Here is a 22,405-nt window from a genome sequence, read left to right on the forward strand (position 1 = left end):
CTCACCCAAGATAGTCGTCAACGCGCCACAGGGGAAGTGTCCGGTGGATGGAGCCACCCTCCCTGGCGTCAATCGAACCAACGATGAGGTCTTTATGAATGTCCCTTTCGATTAGCTGTTCACGTGGCTGAAAGATCACAAGATTACCGAGGTCGAGTGTGTGGTCAGCGACTTGACCGGCATTGCTCGCGGCAAAATTGCACCCACCAACAAGTTCCTGCATGAGCGAGGCATGCGCCTGCCGGAAAGTGTGTTGTTGCAAACGGTAACCGGGGACTTTGTCGACGACGACATCTACTACGACTTGCTCGACCCGGCCGACATCGACATGGTCTGCAAGCCTGTAGCCGACGCGGTATACGTGGTGCCGTGGGCGATCGAGCCGACCGCCATCGTGATCCATGACACGTTCGACAAGTTCGGCAACCCCATCGAACTGTCGCTACGCAACGTGCTGAAGAAAGTGCTGCAGTTGTACACCGACAAAGGCTGGAAGCCGATTGTCGCGCCGGAAATGGAGTTCTACCTCACCCAACGCTGCGAAGATCCGGACTTGCCGCTCAAAGCGCCACTGGGGCGTTCGGGCCGTGCGGAAAGCGGTCGCCAATCGTTTTCCATCGACGCCGCCAACGAGTTCGACCCACTGTTTGAAGACGTCTACGACTGGTGCGAACTCCAGGGCCTGGACCTCGACACGCTGATCCACGAAGACGGCCCGGCGCAGATGGAAATCAACTTCCGCCACGGCGATGCGCTGGACCTGCCGGACCAGATCACCGTGTTCAAACGCACCCTGCGCGAAGCGGCACTCAAGCACAACGTCACCGCGACCTTCATGGCCAAACCCATCGGCGACGAGCCTGGCAGCGCCATGCATCTCCATCAAAGCGTGGTGGACATCGCCACCGGTCAGCCGATCTTCGCCGATGCCGACGGGCAGATGAGCGAACTGTTCCTGCACCACATCGGCGGCCTGCAAAAGTACATCCCCAAAGTGCTGCCGATGTTCGCGCCCAACGTCAATTCGTTCCGCCGCTTCCTTCCCGACACCTCGGCGCAGGTCAACGTCGAATGGGGCGAAGAAAACCGCACCGTCGGCCTGCGCGTGCCGACCTCAAGCCCGGACGCCATGCGCGTGGAAAACCGCTTGCCGGGCGCCGACGCCAACCCTTATCTGGCGATCGCCGCGAGCCTGTTGTGCGGCTATCTGGGCATGGTCGAAAAGGTCGAACCGAGTGCCGCGGTGCAGGGCCGCGCCTACGAGCGGCGCAACCTGCGCCTGCCGATCACCATCGAGGACGCCCTGACCCGCATGGAAGAGTGCGAAACCATCGAGCGTTACCTGGGTAGCAAATTCGTCCGGGGTTATGTCGCGGTCAAGCGGGCCGAGCACGAAAATTTCAAACGCGCGATCAGTTCCTGGGAGCGCGAGTTCCTGCTGCTCAGTGTCTGAAAAACCCGCGCTCACATGAGATCACACCCTCCTGTGGGAGCGGGCTTGCTCGCGAAGAACGATGACGCGGTCGATCAGACTTCATGCCCCCATCCTCTTGAACAGCCATTTAATTTGCTCAATCGCAAGTCACTTCTATATTGAGGAGGTGCTCTGACTTTTCTGCCACCCGGCGAGTGCGGCCCATGGCGACGACTGACTCATTGATCATCTGCGAGCACTGCGACTGCGTTTATGAAAAAGTCACGCTCGCCAAACATCAAAAAGCCCTCTGCACCCGCTGCGGCGGCGTGCTTCAGCGCTACAACGGCTTGTCGGTGCAACAGCGTCTGGCGCTGAGCTTCACGGCGGCGGTGCTGTGGACTTTCGCCAATTTCTATCCGGTCATGAGCATCAGCCTCAAGGGCATGAAAAACAGTGCGACGCTTTGGGATTCGGTGATGGCGCTGAGCCAGGGGCCAATTACTTTTATTGCACTGGTGGCGGCGATTTCCATCATCATCGCACCGGTGTTCCAACTGCTCCTGCTGATCTGGGTGTTGAGCTTCGCCCTCACCTCCCGACGCTCGCCCGGCTTCAAGCTGTGCATGCGCTGGCTGGAAACCCTCAGGCCCTGGAGCATGCTGGAGGTCTGCCTGCTGGGGGCCATGGTCGCGGTGTTCAAACTCGCCGGGTTGCTGGATGTGTTGCCCGGCATCGGCCTGTTTGCCCTGGCCGTCCTCAGCCTGTTGCTGATCCGCATCGCCGGGCGCGATGTGCGTGAATTGTGGGACAGCCTATGAACAGGCCGCCGCTCGCCAGCGAACTCAACCTGTGCCTGTGCCACAGCTGCGGCATGGCCTGTGACATGACCGATCAACCTCAAGAGTGCGAACGCTGCGGCGCGCCACTGCATGCCCGTAAACCCAACTCACTGACCCGCACATGGGCCTATTTGCTGGCCTCACTGGTGTTTTATATCCCGGCCAATCTATTGCCGGTCATGAACACCAGCCTGTTCGGCAACGGTTCCGATAGCACTATCATGAGTGGTGTGCTGGAGTTCTGGGCACACGGTTCGTGGGACATTGCCCTGATCATTTTCATTGCCAGCATCGCGGTGCCGGGCATCAAGTTCGTTGCCCTCTCCCTACTGCTGATCACCGTGCAACGCGGCAGCCTTTGGGCTCGCAAGGAACGTTCGAAGCTTTACCGTTTCGTCGAGCTGATCGGCTACTGGTCGATGCTCGACGTGATTGTCGTCGCGTTGGTCGCGGCACTGGTGAAATTCCAGGCCCTGGGCGATATCGAACCGCGCCAGGGCATTCTGTTCTTTGGTCTGGTGGTGGTGTTCACCATGCTGTCGGCGATGAGTTTCGACCCGCGACTGATCTGGGATACAGAGCTGAACAACCCACCCAATGAGGAGCTCACGGATGAAGTCCCAAGCCACTGACGTGCCGCAAGCCCCCGGCCAGGCCGCTATCAAGACCCGTCGCTTCAGCGTGTCGCTGGTGTGGATCGTGCCGATCGTTGCCGTGCTGGTGGGCATTTCCCTGGTGGTGCACAGCTGGATGCAGGAAGGTCCGACCATTACTGTCACGTTCAAGACCGGCAGCGGTCTCACGGCCAACAAGACCGAGGTCAAATACCGCAACGTGGTCATCGGCCATGTCTCGGAGGTGAAACTGAGCGGCGACCAGAAAAGCGTCAGCGCCACGATCCAGCTCGACAAACAGGCTGCAAGCTTTACTCGTAAAGACTCGCAGTTCTGGGTCGTGCGGCCGCGTATCGGTGCCGGCGGCGTTTCGGGCATCGATACCTTGCTCTCGGGTGATTACATTGGTGCCGACATCGGCCAGGCCGATGCCCGTTCCAAACACTTCACGGGGCTGGAAAACCCGCCGCCCATTACCTACGGCGAGCCGGGCAAACGCTTCATGCTGCACACTCAGGACCTCGGCTCGCTGGACATCGGCTCCCCCGTTTATTACCGCAAGATCCCGGTCGGGCAAGTGGTGGCGTATGCGCTGGATGCCGACGGCAAAGGGGTGAACATCGAAGTTTTCGTCCACGCGCCCAACGATGCCTATGTCACCGAAAATACGCGGTTCTGGAACGCCAGTGGTATTGATGTGAATGTTGGCGCCAACGGTTTTGCGGTGAAGACCGAGTCCCTGTCGGCCCTGTTGGTGGGCGGCATCGCGTTCCGCGCGCCGGAATACAGCCCCAACGATCAAGCGGCCGTCGAGGATAATACCTTCGACCTGTTCGAGGATGAGCAAACCGCTCTGGCCCCGCCCAACGGCAAGGCACAGTACCTGAGCCTGCGTTTCGATCAGGCCTTGCGCGGGCTCAAGGTCGATGCACCGGTGGAATTCCTCGGTGTCGAAATTGGCAAAGTCGTGGCGATCAATCTGGATTTCGACGCGAAGAAACGCAGCTTTCCGCTCAATGTCGGCATCGTGATCTACCCGCAACGACTCGGCCAGGCCCACACCAAGATGCTTAAGGCCTTGAATCATGATCCCAATGACGAAGCCGCCAGCATAAAACTGATGGGCAGCTTCATCGACAACGGCCTGCGAGCCCAGGCCCGCAGCGGCAATCTGTTGACCGGTCAGCTTTACATCGCGCTCGACTTCTACCCCAAAGCAGAGAAAGTCGTGTTCGATCCGACCGCCCGCCCCGTCATTATTCCCACCATTCCCGGCAGCCTCGAGCAGTTGCAGGAGAAACTCGAGAGCATGATCAACAAGATCAACCAGCTGCCCATCGAACGCATTGCCGGCAACCTCGACAGCAACCTCGTCGAACTGCGCAAAGGCCTCGCCCAGTTCAACGCCAAGACCCTGCCCGGCGTGCAAACCACCCTGGCGGACGTCAGCAAGACCTTGCAATCGGCCAGCTCGACCCTCGCCGAGGACTCACCGCAAAGGGAACAACTGAGACAGACCCTGGACGAACTCGGACGCATGTCACGCTCGTTGCGTGAACTCTCGGACTACATGGGCCGGCATCCGGAATCGCTGATTCGCGGCCGCCCCGACAATGCCGCGCCGATGGATCTGCAAGGGCCACCGCGCAACTGACCACAGGAGCTACACCATGGCTTTTTCGCTGAAGATCACGCTGGTCACTGCGTTGTTGTTGTTGTTGTTGTTGCTCACCGCTTGCCGCAGTGATCCGATTCAATTCCACACCCTGACCCCGGCTCATCCGAGTGGTGCAAGCGGCGCAGCGGACATCCAGATCGAAAGCATCACAGTGCCGCCCCAGGTCGACCGCCCGCAGATCGTCATTCGTCAGGGCAATGCCGGCCTGGCAATCCTCGAAACACAATGGTGGGGCGCGAGCCTGTCGGATGAATTGCGCAGTGCCCTGGTCGATCAATTGGTCAACAGTAACCCGCAGCGCAAAGTATCGTTGCGACTGGAGGTTCAGCGTTTTGATTCGATACCCGGTCAGTACGCATTGATCGACGTCAAATGGCGCCTGCGCAATCTCGGCGAAGGCGATGCCGCATCGGTCACCTGCCGCAGCACCTTGCAGACCCCTTCCGGCCCGAGTATCGATGACCTGGTGGTGGCCCATCAGAACAATGTGAAACGCTTGGCTGCCACCATCAGCCAGGCCGCCGCCAGCACATCGAGAAACTGTCCAGCGGTCAAATAACGGTCATCAGGCGCCTTCCAGCTCAACGGTGAAACAACAGCCGTTGGGCTGAAGGCTACTGAGTTCCACTCGCCAATTCTGATGGGTACAAATCCGCTGGACCAATGAAAGGCCTAGCCCCAGGCCTTCTCCCCGGCGCTCGTCACCGCGAACGAAGGGTTGAAACATCGCATGGCGTTTTTCTTTCGGGATGCCTATGCCGCTGTCTTCGACGCTGAAACCGTGCGCCCGCAAGGTCAGGCGGATGTAGCCGTGATCGGTGTAATGCCAGGCATTGCGCAGCAAATTGCCCATGACCGATTGCAGGAACGTCACGTTATGGCGATCCGACGAAATGTGTTCGTCGTCGTAGATGAACTCGATGCGTTTTTCCCGGCCCAGCGCCTCACGTAACCGGCCCAGGGTCTGATCGAAGGACAGCGCCAGCTCTCCCACTTCGTCAACCGCATAGTCGGGATGAAGCGCAGGGGCCATTTCCAGCAACTGATCGCGATGACGTACCTGGCGCGCGAGACGAATGACTGGCGCCATCACGCGCCTGGCCAGCAACCGCCCCAACACAACCGCCAGCAGGCTGCTCAAGACGAACCCGACGACCACCACCGAGAACAGCACCTGTTCACGCTGTTCGACGCTTCGCCGGTCTCGCAACAAAACATATTTGCGACCGCCCACCATGTTCACCATGGCGTAGTACTTCGTACCCGCGTAGAGGATTTCCTGAAAACCCGGTGCAAGCGCCGCCAGTTCTGTATCCAGCGCCATCGCCCCCGGGCCGTCCTGGATGAAAAACAGTTCGTCCTTCTCCGGCTGATGGGTCCACCCGGCGACCACTGTACGTGGTGTACAAGACAAGTGTTGCAACAGCCAACCAACCAAATAAGCAGTTAAATTCCTCTACGCAAAATTTTCACATCCCTTTCACTACTCCGACACCTGCCTTGAACTAGTGTCTTTCCATTGCCCTTCAAGCGTTGTTACGCAGGGTCGTATTTGAAAGTTGTTCTCTATTGCGTACCGACGGATGAACAAAACGTGGTTAATTATGTATCGCGCAAACTGCCAACGGCACGAATCATTACATCGCGGCTCATCAAACTGGTTGCAGTAGCGGCGGCTCTGGTCATCGCCGCGCTGGTGATGGGGTTTGTCTGGTGGCCCAGATCTCCGGTCAATCTGGGGACTGCCGGATCCGGAGTGACCAGCAGTCTGGCCCATCGCTGGCAAGCCGGTGAAGTGGTGGTGCTGGTTCGTCATGCCGAGCGTTGCGACCGCTCCGGCAACCCGTGCCTTGGCCCCGCCGACGGCATTACTCAAATCGGCAGTGCTGCCGCAACAGCCGTGGGGCAAGGTTTTATGCAGTTGGGCATGGCGCAGACCGATGTGTTGAGCAGCCCGGCTACCCGCACGGCGCAAACCTCGCACTACATGTTCGGCAAAGACGCGGTTACCCAGGACTGGCTGGTCAGTTGTGGCAAAACCCTGCGTAACGATGTGGTGGCGCACAAGCAAGCCCATCGAAATCTGGTGCTGGTCACGCACAGCGGTTGCATCAGCGATTTCGAAGCCCAGACCGGTTTCGAGCACGCGACGACCAGTGAGTATGGCAGTGCCTTGTTCGTGCAAATTACCGCCGATGGGCAACCTCAGGTACTCGGCATTGTGAATGCCACTGACTGGCAGACGCTGTTGCACGATAAAGCCTTGAAACAATAACCGTGGCAAGAAACGTCGATACCAAGAAAGTGTTTTTGTTCGGGCGGACTATAACTAGTCCGTAACCATTAGATGGCTGGCGCAACTTCTGTAGTCCAAATCGTTATTGCGTTGCTTTATGTAAGAAGTTTCGCTAGTTCAAGCGTGCACCGAGCGGAATAACCTCCTTCTGTGCCAAGGTCGAGTCATGACGTCCAATAACTTGTTGCCCCACCCCGCCGCCTCTGGGACGACCCGCAAAAAAGGCGCGGTCGGCGTGGTGATGCGGGTTAACAGTGTCGCGGAAATACAGGAAGTCGAGCTGTTGCCCATCGATGGCAAGCGTTACCAGCGCGGCAACCTGGAGATTCTGATATTCCCGCTAAGCCAACCCTGACGTGGTCCTCCCTACAGAAAACCTTATTCTGATCGACAATATCGTTGGAAATTTGTCCGCTACAGCGTCGGTTCGGGTTTTTCCGTTGAAATCAAAATGACATCTATTGAAGGTTTTTTTGACGTTTTTTTCTCATTTGGCGCTCTACATTCGCGGCGACTCAAACATGCAAATGATTCGCATTGTTCCGCTAGTGAATCCGCGCGTGCTGACTAAAAAAACAGGAGCCGTCTACAGAATGATTTCCCGCATCCCCTCGTTCCTTAAAAAAGCATTGCTGACCACTGCTTTCCTCAGCGCCGGTCACGTGTATGCCGCCGCGCAGGCTGACGGTATCGTGGTCTACAACGCTCAACACGAAAGCCTGACCAAATCCTGGGTCGAAGGCTTCACCAAGGAAACCGGCATCAAAGTGACCGTGCGCAATGGCGACGACACCGAGATGGGCAATCAGATCGTGCAGGAAGGTGCAGGCTCCCCGGCCGACGTGTTCCTGACCGAAAACTCCCCGGCCATGGTGCTGGTCGACAACGCGGGGCTGTTTGCGCCGGTTGCACCGACCACGCTGGAACAAGTGGGCGCGGCCTATCGTCCGGCGCATGGCAAATGGGTAGGGATTGCCGCACGCTCCACGGTGTTCGTCTACAACCCGGGCAAGCTGGCCGAAGCGGACTTGCCAAAATCGCTGATGGACCTCGCCGCGCCGAACTGGAAAGGCCGCTGGGCCGCTTCGCCGGCCGGTGCCGACTTCCAGGCCATCGTCGCCGCCGTGCTGGAGCTCAAGGGTGAAGCCGCTACCCTCGACTGGTTGAAAGCCATGAAAACCAACTTCACTGCCTACCGGGGCAACAGCGCTGTGCTCAAGGCGGTCAATGCCGGTCAGATCGACAGCGGCGTGATCTATCACTATTACAGCTTCGTCGATCAGTCCAAGACTGGCGAAAACAGCAAGAACACCTCGCTGAACTACTTCAAACACAAGGATCCAGGTGCCTTTGTCAGCCTGTCCGGTGGCGGTGTTCTGGCTTCCAGCCAACACAAGGAACAGGCCCAGGCCTTCCTGAAATGGATTACCGGCAAAGACGGCCAGGCGATTCTCAAGACTGGCAACTCGTTTGAATACGCCGTGGGCAAAAACGCAGAGTCCAATCCGAAACTGGTACCGTTGCAGCAACTCGACGCCCCGACTGTCGACGTCTCGAAACTCGACAGCAAAAAGGCGGTAGAGCTGATGACCCAGGCCGGGTTGCTCTAAATTGCTTCCCGAAACTCTACCGGCGGAGGTCGTTGCGCCGACCTCTGCAAACTTGCGCGCACGTTCTCGCGGCGTCTTCGCGGGCCGCGGTGGCGCATGGGTGATTGGTTTATCGGTGCTGATGTCGTTGCTGGCGTTACTGCCGATTGCTTTCGTCATCGGCGTGTCGGTGCAGACAGGCTGGGCGACGCTTGTGACGCTGGTATGGCGCCCACGCGTCGGCGAGTTGCTGATCAACACCGTGTTGCTGGTGTTGCTCACCATTCCCTTGTGCATCGCACTCGGGCTGGCCCTGGCCTGGTTGACGGAACGCACCAACATGCCGGGGCGGCGTTGGTGGTCGCTGTTGGCGACGGCGCCGCTGGCGGTACCGGCATTCGTGCACAGCTATGCCTGGGTCAGTCTGGTCCCACCGATTCATGGGCTGTTTGCCGGCGTTCTGGTTTCGGTCATCGCCTATTTCCCGTTTCTTTACCTACCGATAGCGGCGACTTTGCGCCGGCTCGACCCGGCCATCGAAGATGTCTCCGAGTCGTTGGGGCTCAAGCCCTGGGCGGTGTTTTTTCGCGTGGTGTTGCCGCAATTGCGCCTGGCCATTTGCGGCGGTGCCTTGCTGGTGGGGCTGCACCTGCTGGCCGAGTACGGTCTGTACGCGATGATCCGCTTCGACACCTTCACCACGGCCATCTTCGATCAGTTCAAGTCCACCTTCAACGGTCCTGCCGCCAATATGCTGGCCGGCGTCCTCGCACTCTGCTGCCTGGCCATGCTGACGGCCGAGTCGGCTGCCCGCGGCACGGCGCGTTACGCCCGGGTCGGGTCGGGAAGCGCGCGCGAACAAAGGATCGTGCGCCTGAATGTACGCACCACCCTGCTCGCGCTCATGCTGCAAGGAATGACCTGTGTTCTGGCACTCGGTGTGCCGTTGATCACCCTTGGCAAGTGGCTGATAGCCGGTGGCGCGCAAGTCTGGCACTTAAGCGAACTTCTGCCGGCGCTACAGCAAACGCTCACGCTCGGAGCTGCCGGTGCACTCATTACCACCTGCGCGGCCATCCCGATTGCCTGGCTGTCGATTCGCTCGCCGAGCCCGTTGCAGCGCGTGCTGGAAAGCTGCAACTACATTACCAGCGCGTTACCGGGGATCGTCGTTGCGCTGGCATTGGTGACCCTGACGATTCATTTTGCCCGGCCGATTTACCAGACCACCGTCACGGTGCTGCTGGCTTATTTACTGATGTTTTTGCCCCGCGCCCTGGTGAGTTTGCGCGCGGGCATCGCCCAGGCGCCGGTGGAGCTGGAGAACATGGCCCGCAGCCTCGGCCGTTCGCCCGGTCGGGCGTTGTGGCTGATCACTCTGCGTCTGGCCGCACCCGGTGCTGCCGCTGGCGCCGCGTTGGTGTTTCTGGCGGTCAGCAATGAGTTGACCGCGACCCTGCTGCTCGCCCCCAATGGCACGCGCACCCTGGCCACCGGTTTCTGGGCGATGACCAGTGAAATCGACTATGCCGCCGCTGCGCCCTATGCCTTACTCATGATTCTGCTGTCGCTTCCGTTGACCGGACTTCTTTATCACCAATCCAAACGCACGGCTGGCCGATGAACGCTCTTGAACTCCACTCGATCTGCAAGTCCTACGGTTCTCACCGAGCCCTGGAGAACATCAGCCTGTCGGTACCGACAGGAAGCCGTACGGTTATCGTCGGCCCGTCCGGTTCGGGCAAGACCACCTTGCTGCGAATGATCGCCGGCTTCGAATTCCCGGACTCTGGCAGCCTTTCGCTCAATGGCCAGATGCTGGTCGACAGCACCCACGAGGTACCCGCGCATCAGCGGTTGATCGGCTATGTTCCGCAGGATGGGGCACTGTTCCCGCACATGACCGTAGCCGCCAACATCGGTTTCGGGCTTGCGGCCAAGGGCGTTGCCAAGCAGGAACGTGTCGCAGAGTTGATGGACAGCGTGGCACTGGATTCGAGCATGGCCAAGCGTTGGCCGCATGAACTCTCCGGTGGCCAGCAACAGCGTGTCGCGCTGGCCCGGGCCCTGGCGCAACAACCACGGTTGATGTTGCTGGATGAGCCGTTTTCGGCGCTCGATACCGGCTTACGCGCCGCCATGCGCAAATTGGTCGCACGGCTTCTGGCAGACGCCGGTGTCACGACCATTCTGGTGACGCACGATCAAAGTGAAGCATTGTCGTTCGCCGATCAGTTGGCGGTGATGCGTCAGGGCCGGTTAGTGCAATCCGGTCATCCGCTGGACCTTTACCGCTATCCCGACGATGAACAAACCGCCCTGTTTCTCGGGGATGCCGTGGTCATGCCGGCCAGAATCGAAGCGGGCTGGGCCCATTGCGATCTGGGTCGTATACCGGTCAACAACCACAGAAATAACAAATCAGCGCAAATCATGCTGCGCCCCGAGCAACTTCAGGTGACCAGCGCACCCCAGGGGCTGGCGCAATCGGACGGCTGTCGCGGTGTGGTCACCGAATGCGATTTCGGTGGTAACACCTGCACCTTGACCGTGGAATTGCAGTCGTTGGCAGCGGCAGAACGCCCGGGGCGTTCATTGCTGGTGCGCAGTTCCGGCATGCACGCGCCACCCGCTGGCAGCGAGGTTCATGTGTCGACCATCGGCCATGCCCATGTACTGAGCGAACCTTAAGACCGCTCCTACATGGACCGCGTCTTGACTGACTGGCATTGGGGTTAACGGGTTGGTTATTAAGCGATTGAATCGGTAACAGGTCAGTCAAACGAAATCGCCTTGAATAAAAACTGTTCAAAAAACAACTAAGCAACGCAGCACAAGTCCATTAAGGCGGACACTTCTGTACGCCCTCTCCTACAAAAAGCGCGATAAACGGTAGAAGTCTGAACAGTGCCTGTATGGGTTTCAAATAAACGAATCACCTACCGGGTTTTCATGTTCCTTTCACAAAATCGCGCTTAACCTCAATGGATACGAGATGGCGCCTTGATAGCGTCGAACCTGCCGGTCACGACAAGAAAAATCAAGCAATGTGATTTATCACTAATTTCTGGCAACTGCTTGATGCCGCTTTTGTTTTATCGTCTACGCTGATCTTGGATCCAACATTTTCGCCTGCCAGGCTATTTATTTTTTCAGTTCCGAGGTGCCCATGAGTCAGGCGTTTCTCCCCTTCTCTCGCCCCAGTATCGGCGAGGAAGAAATTGCTGCGGTAGAGCAAGTACTGCGCTCCGGCTGGATCACTACCGGGCCGAAAAACCTGCAACTGGAAGAACACTTCGCCAATTATGTCGGCTGTCGGCATGCCGTCGCATTGTCCTCGGCCACCGGTGGCATGCATATCACGTTACTGGCATTGGGCATTGGTCCCGGCGACGAAGTCATCACACCGTCGCAGACCTGGGTGTCGACCGCCAACATGATCTGCCTGCTCGGCGCGACGCCGGTTTTCGTCGACGTTGACCGCGGCACCTTGATGAGCGACCTGGCGAGCATCGAAGCGGCAATCACGCCGCGCACCAAGGCCATCATTCCGGTGCATTACGCCGGCGCGGCATTCGACCTCGATCCGCTCTACGCACTGGCCGACAAACACGGCATCGCTGTTATCGAAGACGCGGCTCACGCGGCGGGCACCTTCTACAAAGGTCGGCACGTCGGTGCTCAGGGCACGGCGATCTTCTCCTTCCATGCGATCAAGAACATGACCTGCGCCGAAGGCGCGATGTTCGTCAGCGATGATGAAGCGCTGGCCACTCGGGTGCGCATGCTCAAGTTTCATGGCCTGGGCGTCGACGCCTATGACCGCCTGACCCACGGCCGCAAACCCCAGGCCCAGGTGATGGAGCCCGGCTTCAAGTACAACCTGGCCGACATCAACGCGGCTATCGCCCTGGTGCAGCTGGAACGTCTGGACGCGATCAACGCCAAGCGCACGGAACTGGCCCAGACCTACCTGCAACGCCTCGAAGGCTTGCCGGTGCAGCCGCTGGCCATTCCAGCGTATGCCCAGCAGCACGCCTGGCACCTGTTCATCCTGCGCATCGACACCGAACGTTGCGGGCTGGACCGCGAGGCGTTCATGAAGGCCTTGCAGGAACAGAACATCGGCACCGGCATTCACTTCATCGCTACCCACCTGCACACCTACTACCGCCAGCGTTTCCCCAACATCTACCTGCCCAACACCGAATGGAATTCGGCGCGGCTGTGTTCGATCCCGTTGTTCCCCGATATGACCACCGATGATGTCGATCGTGTCGTCGGCGCCATTGAAAAAACACTGGACAGAAGCCTGTGAAACCTTATCCGATCCGTTGCGTATCAATCGTCATCCCGGTCTACAACGAGCAAGACAGCCTGCCCGAGTTGCTTAGGCGCACCGAAGCGGCGTGCCAGCAACTGCACCAGGACTACGAAATTGTGTTGGTCGACGACGGCAGCCGCGACAACTCGGCGCAAATCCTCGAGGACGCTGCCAGTCGCGAGTGCAGCCCGGTGGTGGCGGTCATTCTCAACCGCAATTACGGCCAGCATGCGGCGATCATGGCCGGGTTCGAACAGTGCAAGGGCGATGTAGTCATCACCCTCGACGCCGACCTGCAGAACCCGCCGGAAGAAATCCCGCGGCTGGTGGCTCAGGCCGAACTGGGCTACGACGTGGTTGCCACGGTGCGTAACAACCGTCAGGACTCGGCCTTGCGTCGCTGGCCGTCGAAGCTCATCAACCTGGCCGTGCAGCGCTCCACCGGCGTCGCCATGACCGATTACGGCTGCATGCTGCGCGCCTATCGCCGGACCATCGTCGACGCCATGCTCGCCTGCCGCGAACGCAGCACCTTCATCCCGATCCTGGCCAACAGCTTCGCCCGGCACACCACCGAAATTCTGGTAACCCACGCCGAGCGCGAACACGGCGAATCCAAATACAGCCCGATGCGCCTGATCAACCTGATGTTCGACCTGATCACCTGCATGACGACTACGCCACTGCGCCTGCTGAGTATCGTTGGTTTCGGCATGGCGGCGCTCGGCGTGCTGTTCGCCATCGCGCTGGTTGTGCTGCGCATGGTTTTCGGTGCCGGCTGGGCCGGCGGCGGTACGTTCGTCCTGTTCGCCGTGCTGTTCGTTTTCACCGGTGGGCAATTCATCGGCATGGGCCTGCTGGGTGAGTACCTGGGCCGCATGTACAGCGACGTTCGGGCACGCCCACGGTTCTTCATCGAAAAGGTTCTGCGTAGCACCCCCGCTGCCCCTGCTCCCGTTGTCACCGTTGACGGTCTCACTTCCACTTCTTCAGATCAGGTTCTCTCATGAGTGTAAAAGCTGTTGTCTTCGCCTATCACGATATTGGCTGTGTCGGCATCGAAACCCTGCTCGAGTCGGGTTTCGAGATTGCCGCCGTGTTCACCCACGCCGATGATCCGAAGGAAAACGCCTTCTATGGCTCTGTTGCCCAACTGTGCGCCCGCAAAGGCATCCCGGTTCACGCCCCGGAAGACGCCAATCACCCACTGTGGATCGAGCGCATCAGCAAGCTCAACCCCGATTACCTGTTCTCGTTCTACTACCGCAATCTGCTGAGCGAACCGCTGCTGGCCACGGCCAGCAAAGGCGCGTTCAACCTGCATGGCTCGTTGCTGCCGCGTTACCGTGGCCGGGCACCGGCCAACTGGGTGCTGGTCAACGGTGAAACCGAAACCGGCGTGACCCTGCACCGCATGGTCAATCGTGCCGACGCCGGCGCAATCATCGCCCAGCAACGGGTGGCGATCGAGCGCACCGACACCGCGCTGACCCTGCACGGCAAATTGCGCCTGGCCGCCAGCGATCTGCTGCGCGACACCTTGCCCGCACTGCTTCAAGGCAAAACCAGCGAAACCCCACAGGACGAATCCAAAGCCACGGTGTTTGGCCGTCGCACCCCGGCGGACGGCAAACTGGTCTGGAAAAAACCGGCCGAAGAGCTGTTCAATCTGGTGCGTGCCGTGACCCAACCTTACCCGGGTGCGTTCTGTGCCGTGGGCGAGCACAAGCTGATTGTCTGGAGCGCCGACGTCGTCAAGGGCAACGAAGGCCAGGCCCCGGGCCGGGTCATCAGCGTCGACCCGTTGCGGATCGCCTGCGGTGAAGACTCGCTGGTGATCAACGCCGGCCAGCGTAACGACAACGGTCTGTACCTGAGCGGCCCGCAACTGGCCAACGAACTGGGGCTGGTCGATGGCTCGGTGCTGCGTGGCGCCGAATCGGGCCGTGCACCGCGTCGCACCCGAGTGCTGATCCTTGGCGTCAACGGCTTCATCGGCAATCACCTGTCCGAGCGTCTGCTGCGTGACGACCGCTATGAAGTGTACGGCCTGGACATCGGCTCGGACGCCATCGAGCGCCTGCGCAGCCATCCGAATTTCCACTTCGTCGAAGGCGATATCAGCATCCACTCGGAGTGGATCGAATACCACATCAAGAAATGCGACGTGGTCCTGCCACTGGTGGCGATCGCCACGCCGATCGAATACACCCGCAATCCGCTGCGCGTATTCGAACTGGATTTCGAAGAAAACCTGAAACTGGTTCGCTACTGCGTCAAATACAACAAGCGCGTGATCTTCCCGTCGACCTCCGAAGTCTATGGCATGTGCCAGGACGCCAATTTCGACGAAGACAGCTCCAACCTGGTGGTCGGGCCGATCAACAAGCAACGCTGGATCTACTCGATCTCCAAGCAGCTGCTCGACCGGGTGATCTGGGCTTACGGCCAGAAAGGCCTGAACTTCACCCTGTTCCGCCCTTTCAACTGGATGGGACCACGCCTGGACCGTCTGGACTCGGCGCGCATCGGCAGTTCCCGGGCCATCACCCAGTTGATCCTGAACCTGGTGGAAGGCACGCCGATTCGCCTGTTCGACGGCGGCGAGCAAAAACGCTGTTTCACCGACATCGCCGATGGCGTCGAAGCCCTGGCGCGGATCATCGACAACGACAACGACGCCTGTAACGGTCAGATCATCAACATCGGCAACCCGGACAACGAAGCCAGCATTCGCCAGTTGGGCGAAGAACTGCTGCGTCAGTTCGAGGCTCACCCGCTGCGTGACAACTTCCCGCCATTCGCCGGTTTCCGCGATGTGGAAAGCAAGGCTTTTTACGGCACGGGCTATCAGGACGTGTCTCACCGCAAACCGAGCATCGCCAACGCCAAGCGTCTGCTTGACTGGGCACCTACGGTGGAGATGAGCGAGACCATCGGCAACACGCTGGACTTCTTCTTGCGCGAAGCCATGCTCGAAATCGCGGACAAAAAACGTTGACGCAGGCAGGCCTTCGAATCGATGTCGACACTTACCGAGGCACCCGTGAGGGGGTGCCTCGGTTACTCGAAATGCTCGATGAAGCACAGGTCAAGGCGACGTTTTTCTTCAGCGTCGGACCAGACAACATGGGGCGCCACTTGTGGCGCCTGATCCGTCCGCAGTTTCTCTGGAAGATGCTTCGTTCCAATGCTGCCGGCCTGTATGGCTGGGACATTTTGCTAGCCGGCACCGCGTGGCCGGGCAAACCGATCGGTCGCGACCTCGGGCACCTGATGCGTCAGGCCCAGGCGGCCGGGCATGAAGTCGGCCTGCACGCCTGGGATCACCACGGCTGGCAGGCCAATGCCGGACGCTGGAGCCAGGCGCAACTGATCGAGCAGATTCGCCGTGGCGTCGACAGCCTCAGTGACATCCTCGGGCAAAAAGTCGAATGCTCGGCGTCCGCCGGTTGGCGTGCGGACGAGCGTGTGATCGAGGCCAAGCAGGGTTTCGGCTTTCGCTACAACAGCGATTGTCGAGGCCAGGGCCTGTTCCGGCCGACCTTGGCCGATGGCAGTTCGGGGGCACCGCAGATTCCGGTGGACCTGCCGACCTTCGATGAGGTGGTCGGCCCGACCGTCGCAGCCAAAGACTTCAACACCTTCATTCTTGAGCGGTTTTCCCCGCAAAAACTCAACGTCTACACTATCCATGCCGAAGTAGAAGGGATTCTGATGGCCAACGATTTTCGCCAGCTACTGGCCGATGCTCGCCAACGTGACATTCACTTCCAACCCTTGGGCGATCTGCTGCCCGAGGCCCCCGCCACTTTGCCGAAGGGCCGGGTCGTACGCGGCACCCTTGAGGGGCGTGAAGGCTGGCTAGGGGTCCAAGGCGCATGAGCAAACCTTGGGCATTACCGTTATTACTGGTCGTTCTGGCGCTGGCGTACTTGTTGCCGCTGGGCTCTCACGGCCTATGGATTCCCGACGAAACCCGTTACGCCCAGATCAGCCAAGACATGCTCCTGAGCGGCAACTGGGTGTCGCCGCACTTCATGAGCCTGCGTTACTTCGAAAAACCGATCGCGGGCTACTGGATGATCGCCATCGGCCAGGCGCTGTTTGGCGACAATCTGTTTGGCGTGCGTATCGCCTCGGTGCTGAGCACCGGGCTGAGCGTGTTGCTGTGTTACCTGATCGCCCACCGGCTGTGGAGCGAGCCGCGCAAGAGTTTCGCCTGCGCGCTGTTGTACATGAGCTTCACCGTGATTGCCGGCCAGGCGGGTTACGCCAACCTCGATCCGCAATTCACCTTCTGGGTCAATCTGAGTCTGGTGGCTTTGTGGTTTGCGCTGGACAGCGTCAACCGTGGCCCGCGTCTGCTCGGTTGGACGGTGCTGGGGCTGGCCTGCGGCATGGGCTTCATGACCAAGGGTTTTCTCGCCTGGCTGTTGCCAGTGCTGGTCGCCCTGCCCTGGATGCTCTGGCAAAAACGCTGGCGTGAACTGTTGGTTTACGGCCCGTTGGCGATCGTCGTGGCCATCGCAGTCAGCCTGCCTTGGGCCCTGGCGGTGCACTCACAGGAACCCGATTACTGGCGGTTCTTCTTCTGGCACGAACACATTCGCCGCTTCGCCGGGGATGACGCCCAACACGATGCCCCCTGGTGGTTCTACCTGCCACTGCTGGTGGCGTTCAGCCTGCCATGGGCGGCGTTGCTGCCATCGGCGCTGAAACAGGCCTGGCAGACCCGGCGTCAAGCCAGTATCGCTTTCCTGCTGCTATGGCTGCTGATGCCGTTGGTTTTTTTCAGCTTGAGCAACGGCAAGCTGCCGACCTACATCATTCCCTGCCTGCTGCCCCTGGCGTTGCTGCTGGGTCATACCCTGGCGGATCGTCTGAAGCTGGAACAGGGCCGAGTGCTGGGGATCAATGGCCTGCTGAACCTGACGCTGGGCCTGATCGTCCTGATTGCGCTGGTCTGGCTGCAACTGAAAAAACCGTTGTACACCCACGAACTGCACAACCTGGTGTTGGTGTTCATCGGGCTGATCGGCTGGATCATGGCCAATCTGCTGCAAGCCTTCCGTCCCTTGCAATGCTGGGCGGCACCGGCCTTCGGCAGTTTGCTGCTGATCGGCGTGCTGCCGGCCGGCATGCCGGATTCGGTGGTGGCGAACAAGATGCCCGACCAGTTCATCCTCCAGCACGCCCCGGAACTGGCGCAGACTGACAAGCTATTGAGCAACGACCTGGGCGCTGCCTCGGCCCTGGCCTGGCGCTTGAAACGCCCGGAGGTGGCGTTGTACAACACGATAGGCGAATTGAAATACGGCCTCGCTTATCCTGATCCCGACGCAATGCAGCAGCGGGTCGATCTCGAGCACGTACAACAGTGGATGCGTGAAGCGCGCCAGAGTGGCTCGGTCGGCGTGGTGATGCGGGTCAAGGGGGATGACGAACTGCAAGAAATCGAACGGCTGCCCAAGGATGGCAAACGTTATGAACAAGGCAACCTGGTGATTCTGATCTTCCCTCGGGACGCGTCATGAGCCTGTTGCTGCTACTGACCGCCTGCCTGCTGACTTGCCTGGGCCAGATCGCCCAGAAGTACGCCGTGGAAAGCTGGCGTGGCAAGACCTCGGGCTGGGGCGAGAAACTGCGCTCGCCGTGGCTGTGGCTGGCGCTCGTCTCTCTGGGGTTGGGCTTGCTGGTCTGGTTGCTGGTGTTGCAGCGCCTCGAAGTCGGCGTCGCCTATCCCATGCTCAGCCTGAATTTCGTGTTGATCACATTGGTCGCCCGTTTCGTCTTCCACGAAACCATCGACCGCCGTCACTGGCTCGGCGTGACGCTGGTGATCGCTGGCGTGGCGTTGCTGGGGCAGCAGGCATGAGCCTGCGTCGCGGAATCGCCTTCGCCCTGTGCAGCGTGCTGCTGGGCAGCGCCGCACAGTTGGGCATGCGCTGGAGCATGACCCGCTTGCCGCATCCCGAACAATGGTTACCTGCCTTGAGCAACGGCAGCATCAATGTGTCCTCCGTGGCCGTCGTGCTGGCCGCCATTCTCGCCTATGCCGTGTCGATGCTTACCTGGCTCGCCGCCCTGCGGGATTTGCCCCTGGGCCGGGCCTATTCGCTGCTGAGCATCAGCTACGCGCTGGTGTATGTGCTGGCTGCCAGCCTGCCGTTGTTCAACGAAGCCTTCAGTCTTTCAAAAACCCTGGGGGTGGCGCTGGTCATCCTCGGCGTTATCACTATCAACTCTCGACCTGCTCGCGCGCCCACTATCAGGAGTGCTTCATGAAAATCAGTGTATTTGGTAGCGGTTATGTTGGCCTGGTGCAAGCTGCCGTCCTGGCTGAAGTCGGCCATGACGTGGTGTGCATGGACATTGACGAGAAAAAAGTTGCGTTGCTGCAACAGGGCCACGTCAGCATCTTCGAGCCGGGGCTGGCCAGCCTGGTGCGTGAAAGCCTGGAAGCCAAGCGGCTGCACTTCACCTCGGACGAAAAATTCGCGGTGCAACATGGCCAGGTGCTGTTCATTGCCGTCGGCACGCCGTCCTGGAAGGATGGTTCGGCGGATCTGCAATACGTGTTGTCCGTGGGTGAAGCGGTGGCGCGTCATCGTGAACAGCCGGTAATCCTGGTGGAGAAATCCACGGTGCCGGTGGGCACCGGCGATACGCTGCGCGCCCATATCGAAAAGTACCTGCTCAAGGCCGGCCGGCAATTGCAGTTCGATATCGTTTCCAACCCGGAGTTTTTGAAAGAAGGTTCGGCCGTGGCCGATTGCCGGCGCCCGGACCGCATCATCATCGGCTGTGAAGGCGATGAGGTGCGCGACGCGATGCGTGACCTCTATGCACCGTTCAACCGCAACCATGACCGCATCATGTTCATGGACCTGCGCAGCGCCGAGCTGACCAAATACGCCGCCAACTGCATGCTGGCGACCAAAATCAGCTTCATCAACCAGATCGCCGAACTGGCCGAACACCTGGGTGCCGACATCGAATCGGTACGACTGGGCATCGGTGCCGATTCGCGCATCGGTTACCACTTCATCTATCCCGGCTGCGGTTACGGCGGCTCATGTTTCCCCAAGGACATGCGCGCACTGATTCACAGCGCCGAAGAAGCCCATTGCAACAGCGATCTGCTGCAAGCGGTGGAAGCCATCAACCAGCGGCAGAAACACAAACTGTTCGAACGTATCAATGCCTTCTACAAGGGTGATTTGCGCGACAAGACCTTCGCCGTGTGGGGCTTGGCCTTCAAGCCCAACACCGACGACATGCGCGATGCGCCGAGTCGGGTGCTGCTCGAATCGCTGTGGGCTGCGGGGGCCAATGTGCGGGCGTTCGACCCGGAAGCCATGCAGGAAACCCAACAGCTTTATCCTGACGAACCGAAGCTGATGCTCATGGGCACGCCGGAATCGGTCCTCACGGGGGCCGACGCGTTGATCATCTGCACCGAATGGCAGCAGTTCAAGGCGCCGGACTTCGACCTGATCCAGCAACGTCTCAATGCACCGGTGATTTTCGACGGGCGTAACCTGTACGACGCCGAGCGCCTGGCCCGCAGCGGTTTCCTGTACTTCCCGATGGGCCGCGGTGAATCGTGCAAGTTACCGATTCCCCATCAGCAATGGCCAGCGGCCTCAGTCGTCGCGTGAGTGCGGTATCGCCCGGCATTCGTCGGCAGTCCTTAGGGTTCGGGCTGCTGACGCTGATGCTGTTCATCGCCGGGGCGTATCAGCAAACGGCGATCGGTTTCGATTCGCGGTTCGTGCTGTTCGCCCAGGAGATGCTGCGCCACGGGCCGTCGTTTTTCCCGACCACCTATGGCCAGCCCTATGCTGATTACTCGGCGCTGTCGACGTTGTTCGTCTGGTTGCTGTCGCTGCCGTTCGGGCAGGTCAACAGCCTCAGCGCCTGGTTGCCGAGCGCCATCGGCGCCGCGGTGATCGTCACGTTGATGTACCGGTTGCTCGCGCCCTGCTCCACACGCTGGGCGCTGCTGAGCATCGCGCTGATGTTGCTCACCAGTACGTTTGTCACTGAAACCCGTGCCGTGTCCCAGGACCTGATGCTGGCGGCCGTCGCCTTTTCGGTGTTCTACCTCGGTTACGCCGCTGATCATTTCGCAATGCCCCGTCGGTGGCCGCTGATCTTTGCGTTGCTGTTATTAGGTTTCGGGATTCGCGGGCCGATCGGGCTGGTAATCCCCACCGGCATGCTGTGCAGCTACTTCCTGCTCAATCGCCAATGGTCGCGGTTGTTCGGTTTTGGCCTGTTGGCGGCGGTGTTGCTGCCGGTGTGCGTCGGCGCATTACTGTGGCTGGCCGAAGCCAGTGGTGGAACGGCCTTTATGCAGGACGTGGTGCGCATGCAGTTCATGGGGCGCATGGACGGCAGTGAAGGCGTCAGTGGTTCGCTGTATTACTTCACCGCGTCGTTAGGCAACTATGCACTCGCCTATCCGCTGGCGCTGCTGGCATTAGCCGCGGTCTGGCTGACGAACCCACGGCAGGCCGGTCCGGCATTGCGCCTGTTGCAATACTGCACGGCGGCCGGGTTGATCGTGATGATTGGTTTATCGATTCCCCAAGCGAAAAAGGCCCGTTACCTGCTGCCGATGCTGCCCATGGCGGCGATCATTGCGGCGTACCCGTTTCAGGTGGCGCAGGGTCGGGTGTTCGGTTGGTTGCGGGGTTTGATGCAAGGGCTATGGTCGTTGATTCCGGGGGTGTTGATCGTCGCATTGCTGATCGCTCTGTGGCGTCTGCCAGCACAACCGCCTGCCTTCGTGCCGGTATTGATCGTGCTTGCAGCCCTGCAAATCATCGCGCTGACGGCGTGGTTCCGCACCCACTGGCGGGCCGAGGTGTTGGCCTGTTGCGCGGTTCTGGCACTGTGGTCGGTGTACATCCTGGTATTTGAACCGGTCGAGCGTCAGCTTTACGACACACAAACCTTCAGTCGAGCGGCATTCGCACAGGTACAGAAAGACCCGGCGCCGCTGGTGCTGCACGGCATGGGCAAGGACGCCAAGGCGATCAAGTTCATGGTCAATATCGAGCAGGATTTGCAACCGGTGTTCACAGAGTCCATTCAGGAACTGGAGGCCCTGCCCGGCCCGGCCTGGTTGATGATGGACCGCAACGACCTGAAGGCCCTGCAAGGCACTCGCCTGGGCAACTTGCAACCAGTGTTGAGTGGGCGTTTCGATAAAAACGATTTCGTGTTGCTGCACACGCCCCCCTTGTAGGCGCTGCCGAAGGTCGCGATTTTTTGGCCGCTTCGATGTTGCTGAAGATCAAGATCAAAAGATCGCAGCCTGCGGCAGCTCCTACATAAAGCCCGGTATGGAGCTACATATTCATGAACTGTCTGTCAGGCAACAGTTTCAGGGCCAGGGCGCTGGCCGCAAGTTGTTGTTAACGGCACTCGAACACGCAGACAAACGAAAACTCCACTCTCTGACTTTGACCACGTTTCGCGACTTACCCTGGAATGAACCGTTTTATCGGCGGTTCGGCTTTGAAACATTGAGCCCGGCTGAAATCGGCCCACGTTTAACGTCGGTGTTGAACAACGAAATCAACCACGGTTTGCCAGGGGAGCGACGCTGTGCGATGCGTTTGAAGCTGCGTTAGC

20 protein-coding genes and 1 pseudogene are annotated in these 22,405 nt (G+C 59.7%); 20 read left to right on the top strand and 1 reads right to left on the bottom strand.

The features are described 5' to 3' along the window. Positions 1-115: 115 nt before the first annotated feature. From AACY49_RS18355 to AACY49_RS18375, 5 genes are all read left to right on the top strand, one after another. A complete protein-coding gene (locus tag AACY49_RS18355) occupies positions 116-1,453 on the top strand; it encodes a glutamine synthetase family protein (protein ID WP_339525673.1) in 1,338 nt (445 codons plus the stop codon). Positions 1,454-1,638: 185 nt separating this feature from the next. Beyond that, positions 1,639-2,235 carry a paraquat-inducible protein A gene (locus tag AACY49_RS18360; protein WP_339525538.1) on the top strand — a complete coding sequence of 199 codons (597 nt, stop codon included), beginning with the start codon at positions 1,639-1,641 and terminating at the stop codon, positions 2,233-2,235. Next, positions 2,232-2,888, top strand: a complete 657-nt coding sequence (locus AACY49_RS18365; protein ID WP_339525540.1) for a paraquat-inducible protein A — start codon at positions 2,232-2,234, stop codon at positions 2,886-2,888. The genes AACY49_RS18360 and AACY49_RS18365 overlap by 4 nt, the downstream gene beginning before the upstream one ends. Further along, positions 2,869-4,524 (top strand): PqiB family protein, encoded by a 1,656-nt coding sequence (locus AACY49_RS18370; protein WP_339525542.1) that lies wholly within the window; start codon positions 2,869-2,871, stop codon positions 4,522-4,524. Before AACY49_RS18365 ends, AACY49_RS18370 begins: the two co-directional genes overlap by 20 nt. A 16-nt stretch (positions 4,525-4,540) precedes the next feature. Beyond that, entirely contained in the window at positions 4,541-5,107 is a 567-nt protein-coding gene (locus AACY49_RS18375) for a PqiC family protein (protein WP_339525544.1), read from the top strand. Between the two features lie 6 nt (positions 5,108-5,113). Here the strand turns inward: AACY49_RS18375 and AACY49_RS18380 are convergent. Continuing rightward, positions 5,114-6,004 (bottom strand): annotated as a pseudogene (locus tag AACY49_RS18380) (sensor histidine kinase); the annotation flags it as partial. Between the two features lie 138 nt (positions 6,005-6,142). On the opposite strand from AACY49_RS18380, the gene AACY49_RS18385 reads away from it, so the two are divergent. From AACY49_RS18385 to AACY49_RS18455, 15 genes are all read left to right on the top strand, one after another. Continuing rightward, a complete protein-coding gene (locus AACY49_RS18385) occupies positions 6,143-6,823 on the top strand; it encodes a histidine phosphatase family protein (protein WP_339525548.1) in 681 nt (226 codons plus the stop codon). A gap of 187 nt (positions 6,824-7,010) precedes the next feature. Continuing rightward, complete coding sequence (locus AACY49_RS18390; RefSeq protein WP_339525678.1) at positions 7,011-7,199, top strand: hypothetical protein; 189 nt, start codon at positions 7,011-7,013, stop codon at positions 7,197-7,199. Positions 7,200-7,437: 238 nt separating this feature from the next. Next, the gene (locus tag AACY49_RS18395; protein WP_320390585.1) at positions 7,438-8,454 is read left to right on the top strand and encodes an iron ABC transporter substrate-binding protein; all 1,017 of its coding nucleotides are present in this window, start codon (positions 7,438-7,440) and stop codon (positions 8,452-8,454) included. Between the two features lie 121 nt (positions 8,455-8,575). Continuing rightward, positions 8,576-10,057, top strand: coding sequence for an ABC transporter permease (locus tag AACY49_RS18400; protein WP_445262649.1), 1,482 nt, complete (start codon positions 8,576-8,578; stop codon positions 10,055-10,057). After that, positions 10,054-11,124 carry an ABC transporter ATP-binding protein gene (locus AACY49_RS18405; RefSeq protein ID WP_258700559.1) on the top strand — a complete coding sequence of 357 codons (1,071 nt, stop codon included), beginning with the start codon at positions 10,054-10,056 and terminating at the stop codon, positions 11,122-11,124. The genes AACY49_RS18400 and AACY49_RS18405 overlap by 4 nt, the downstream gene beginning before the upstream one ends. A gap of 478 nt (positions 11,125-11,602) precedes the next feature. Beyond that, positions 11,603-12,751, top strand: a complete 1,149-nt coding sequence (gene arnB / locus AACY49_RS18410; RefSeq protein ID WP_339525553.1) for a UDP-4-amino-4-deoxy-L-arabinose aminotransferase — start codon at positions 11,603-11,605, stop codon at positions 12,749-12,751. Further along, positions 12,748-13,767, top strand: coding sequence for an undecaprenyl-phosphate 4-deoxy-4-formamido-L-arabinose transferase (arnC, locus tag AACY49_RS18415; RefSeq protein ID WP_339525555.1), 1,020 nt, complete (start codon positions 12,748-12,750; stop codon positions 13,765-13,767). Before arnB ends, arnC begins: the two co-directional genes overlap by 4 nt. After that, the gene (arnA, locus tag AACY49_RS18420; RefSeq protein WP_339525557.1) at positions 13,764-15,758 is read left to right on the top strand and encodes a bifunctional UDP-4-amino-4-deoxy-L-arabinose formyltransferase/UDP-glucuronic acid oxidase ArnA; all 1,995 of its coding nucleotides are present in this window, start codon (positions 13,764-13,766) and stop codon (positions 15,756-15,758) included. Before arnC ends, arnA begins: the two co-directional genes overlap by 4 nt. Beyond that, positions 15,755-16,642 carry a 4-deoxy-4-formamido-L-arabinose-phosphoundecaprenol deformylase gene (gene arnD / locus AACY49_RS18425; RefSeq protein WP_258700555.1) on the top strand — a complete coding sequence of 296 codons (888 nt, stop codon included), beginning with the start codon at positions 15,755-15,757 and terminating at the stop codon, positions 16,640-16,642. The genes arnA and arnD overlap by 4 nt, the downstream gene beginning before the upstream one ends. Continuing rightward, positions 16,639-18,294, top strand: a complete 1,656-nt coding sequence (gene arnT / locus AACY49_RS18430) for a lipid IV(A) 4-amino-4-deoxy-L-arabinosyltransferase (RefSeq protein WP_339525559.1) — start codon at positions 16,639-16,641, stop codon at positions 18,292-18,294. Before arnD ends, arnT begins: the two co-directional genes overlap by 4 nt. Further along, entirely contained in the window at positions 18,291-18,635 is a 345-nt protein-coding gene (gene arnE, locus AACY49_RS18435; protein ID WP_339525561.1) for a 4-amino-4-deoxy-L-arabinose-phosphoundecaprenol flippase subunit ArnE, read from the top strand. The genes arnT and arnE overlap by 4 nt, the downstream gene beginning before the upstream one ends. Then, positions 18,632-19,045, top strand: coding sequence for a 4-amino-4-deoxy-L-arabinose-phosphoundecaprenol flippase subunit ArnF (gene arnF, locus AACY49_RS18440; RefSeq protein ID WP_339525563.1), 414 nt, complete (start codon positions 18,632-18,634; stop codon positions 19,043-19,045). Before arnE ends, arnF begins: the two co-directional genes overlap by 4 nt. Further along, positions 19,042-20,421 carry a UDP-glucose dehydrogenase family protein gene (locus tag AACY49_RS18445; RefSeq protein ID WP_339525565.1) on the top strand — a complete coding sequence of 460 codons (1,380 nt, stop codon included), beginning with the start codon at positions 19,042-19,044 and terminating at the stop codon, positions 20,419-20,421. Before arnF ends, AACY49_RS18445 begins: the two co-directional genes overlap by 4 nt. Next, positions 20,394-22,016: an ArnT family glycosyltransferase gene (locus tag AACY49_RS18450; protein WP_339525567.1), complete on the top strand. Its 1,623-nt coding sequence runs from the start codon at positions 20,394-20,396 to the stop codon at positions 22,014-22,016. Before AACY49_RS18445 ends, AACY49_RS18450 begins: the two co-directional genes overlap by 28 nt. Next, positions 21,964-22,404, top strand: coding sequence for a GNAT family N-acetyltransferase (locus AACY49_RS18455; RefSeq protein WP_339525569.1), 441 nt, complete (start codon positions 21,964-21,966; stop codon positions 22,402-22,404). The genes AACY49_RS18450 and AACY49_RS18455 overlap by 53 nt, the downstream gene beginning before the upstream one ends. Position 22,405 lies beyond the last annotated feature (1 nt).

Origin of the sequence: Pseudomonas sp. EL_65y_Pfl2_R96 (genome assembly GCF_963970905.1) — a bacterium.
Taxonomy (GTDB): Bacteria; Pseudomonadota; Gammaproteobacteria; order Pseudomonadales; family Pseudomonadaceae; genus Aquipseudomonas.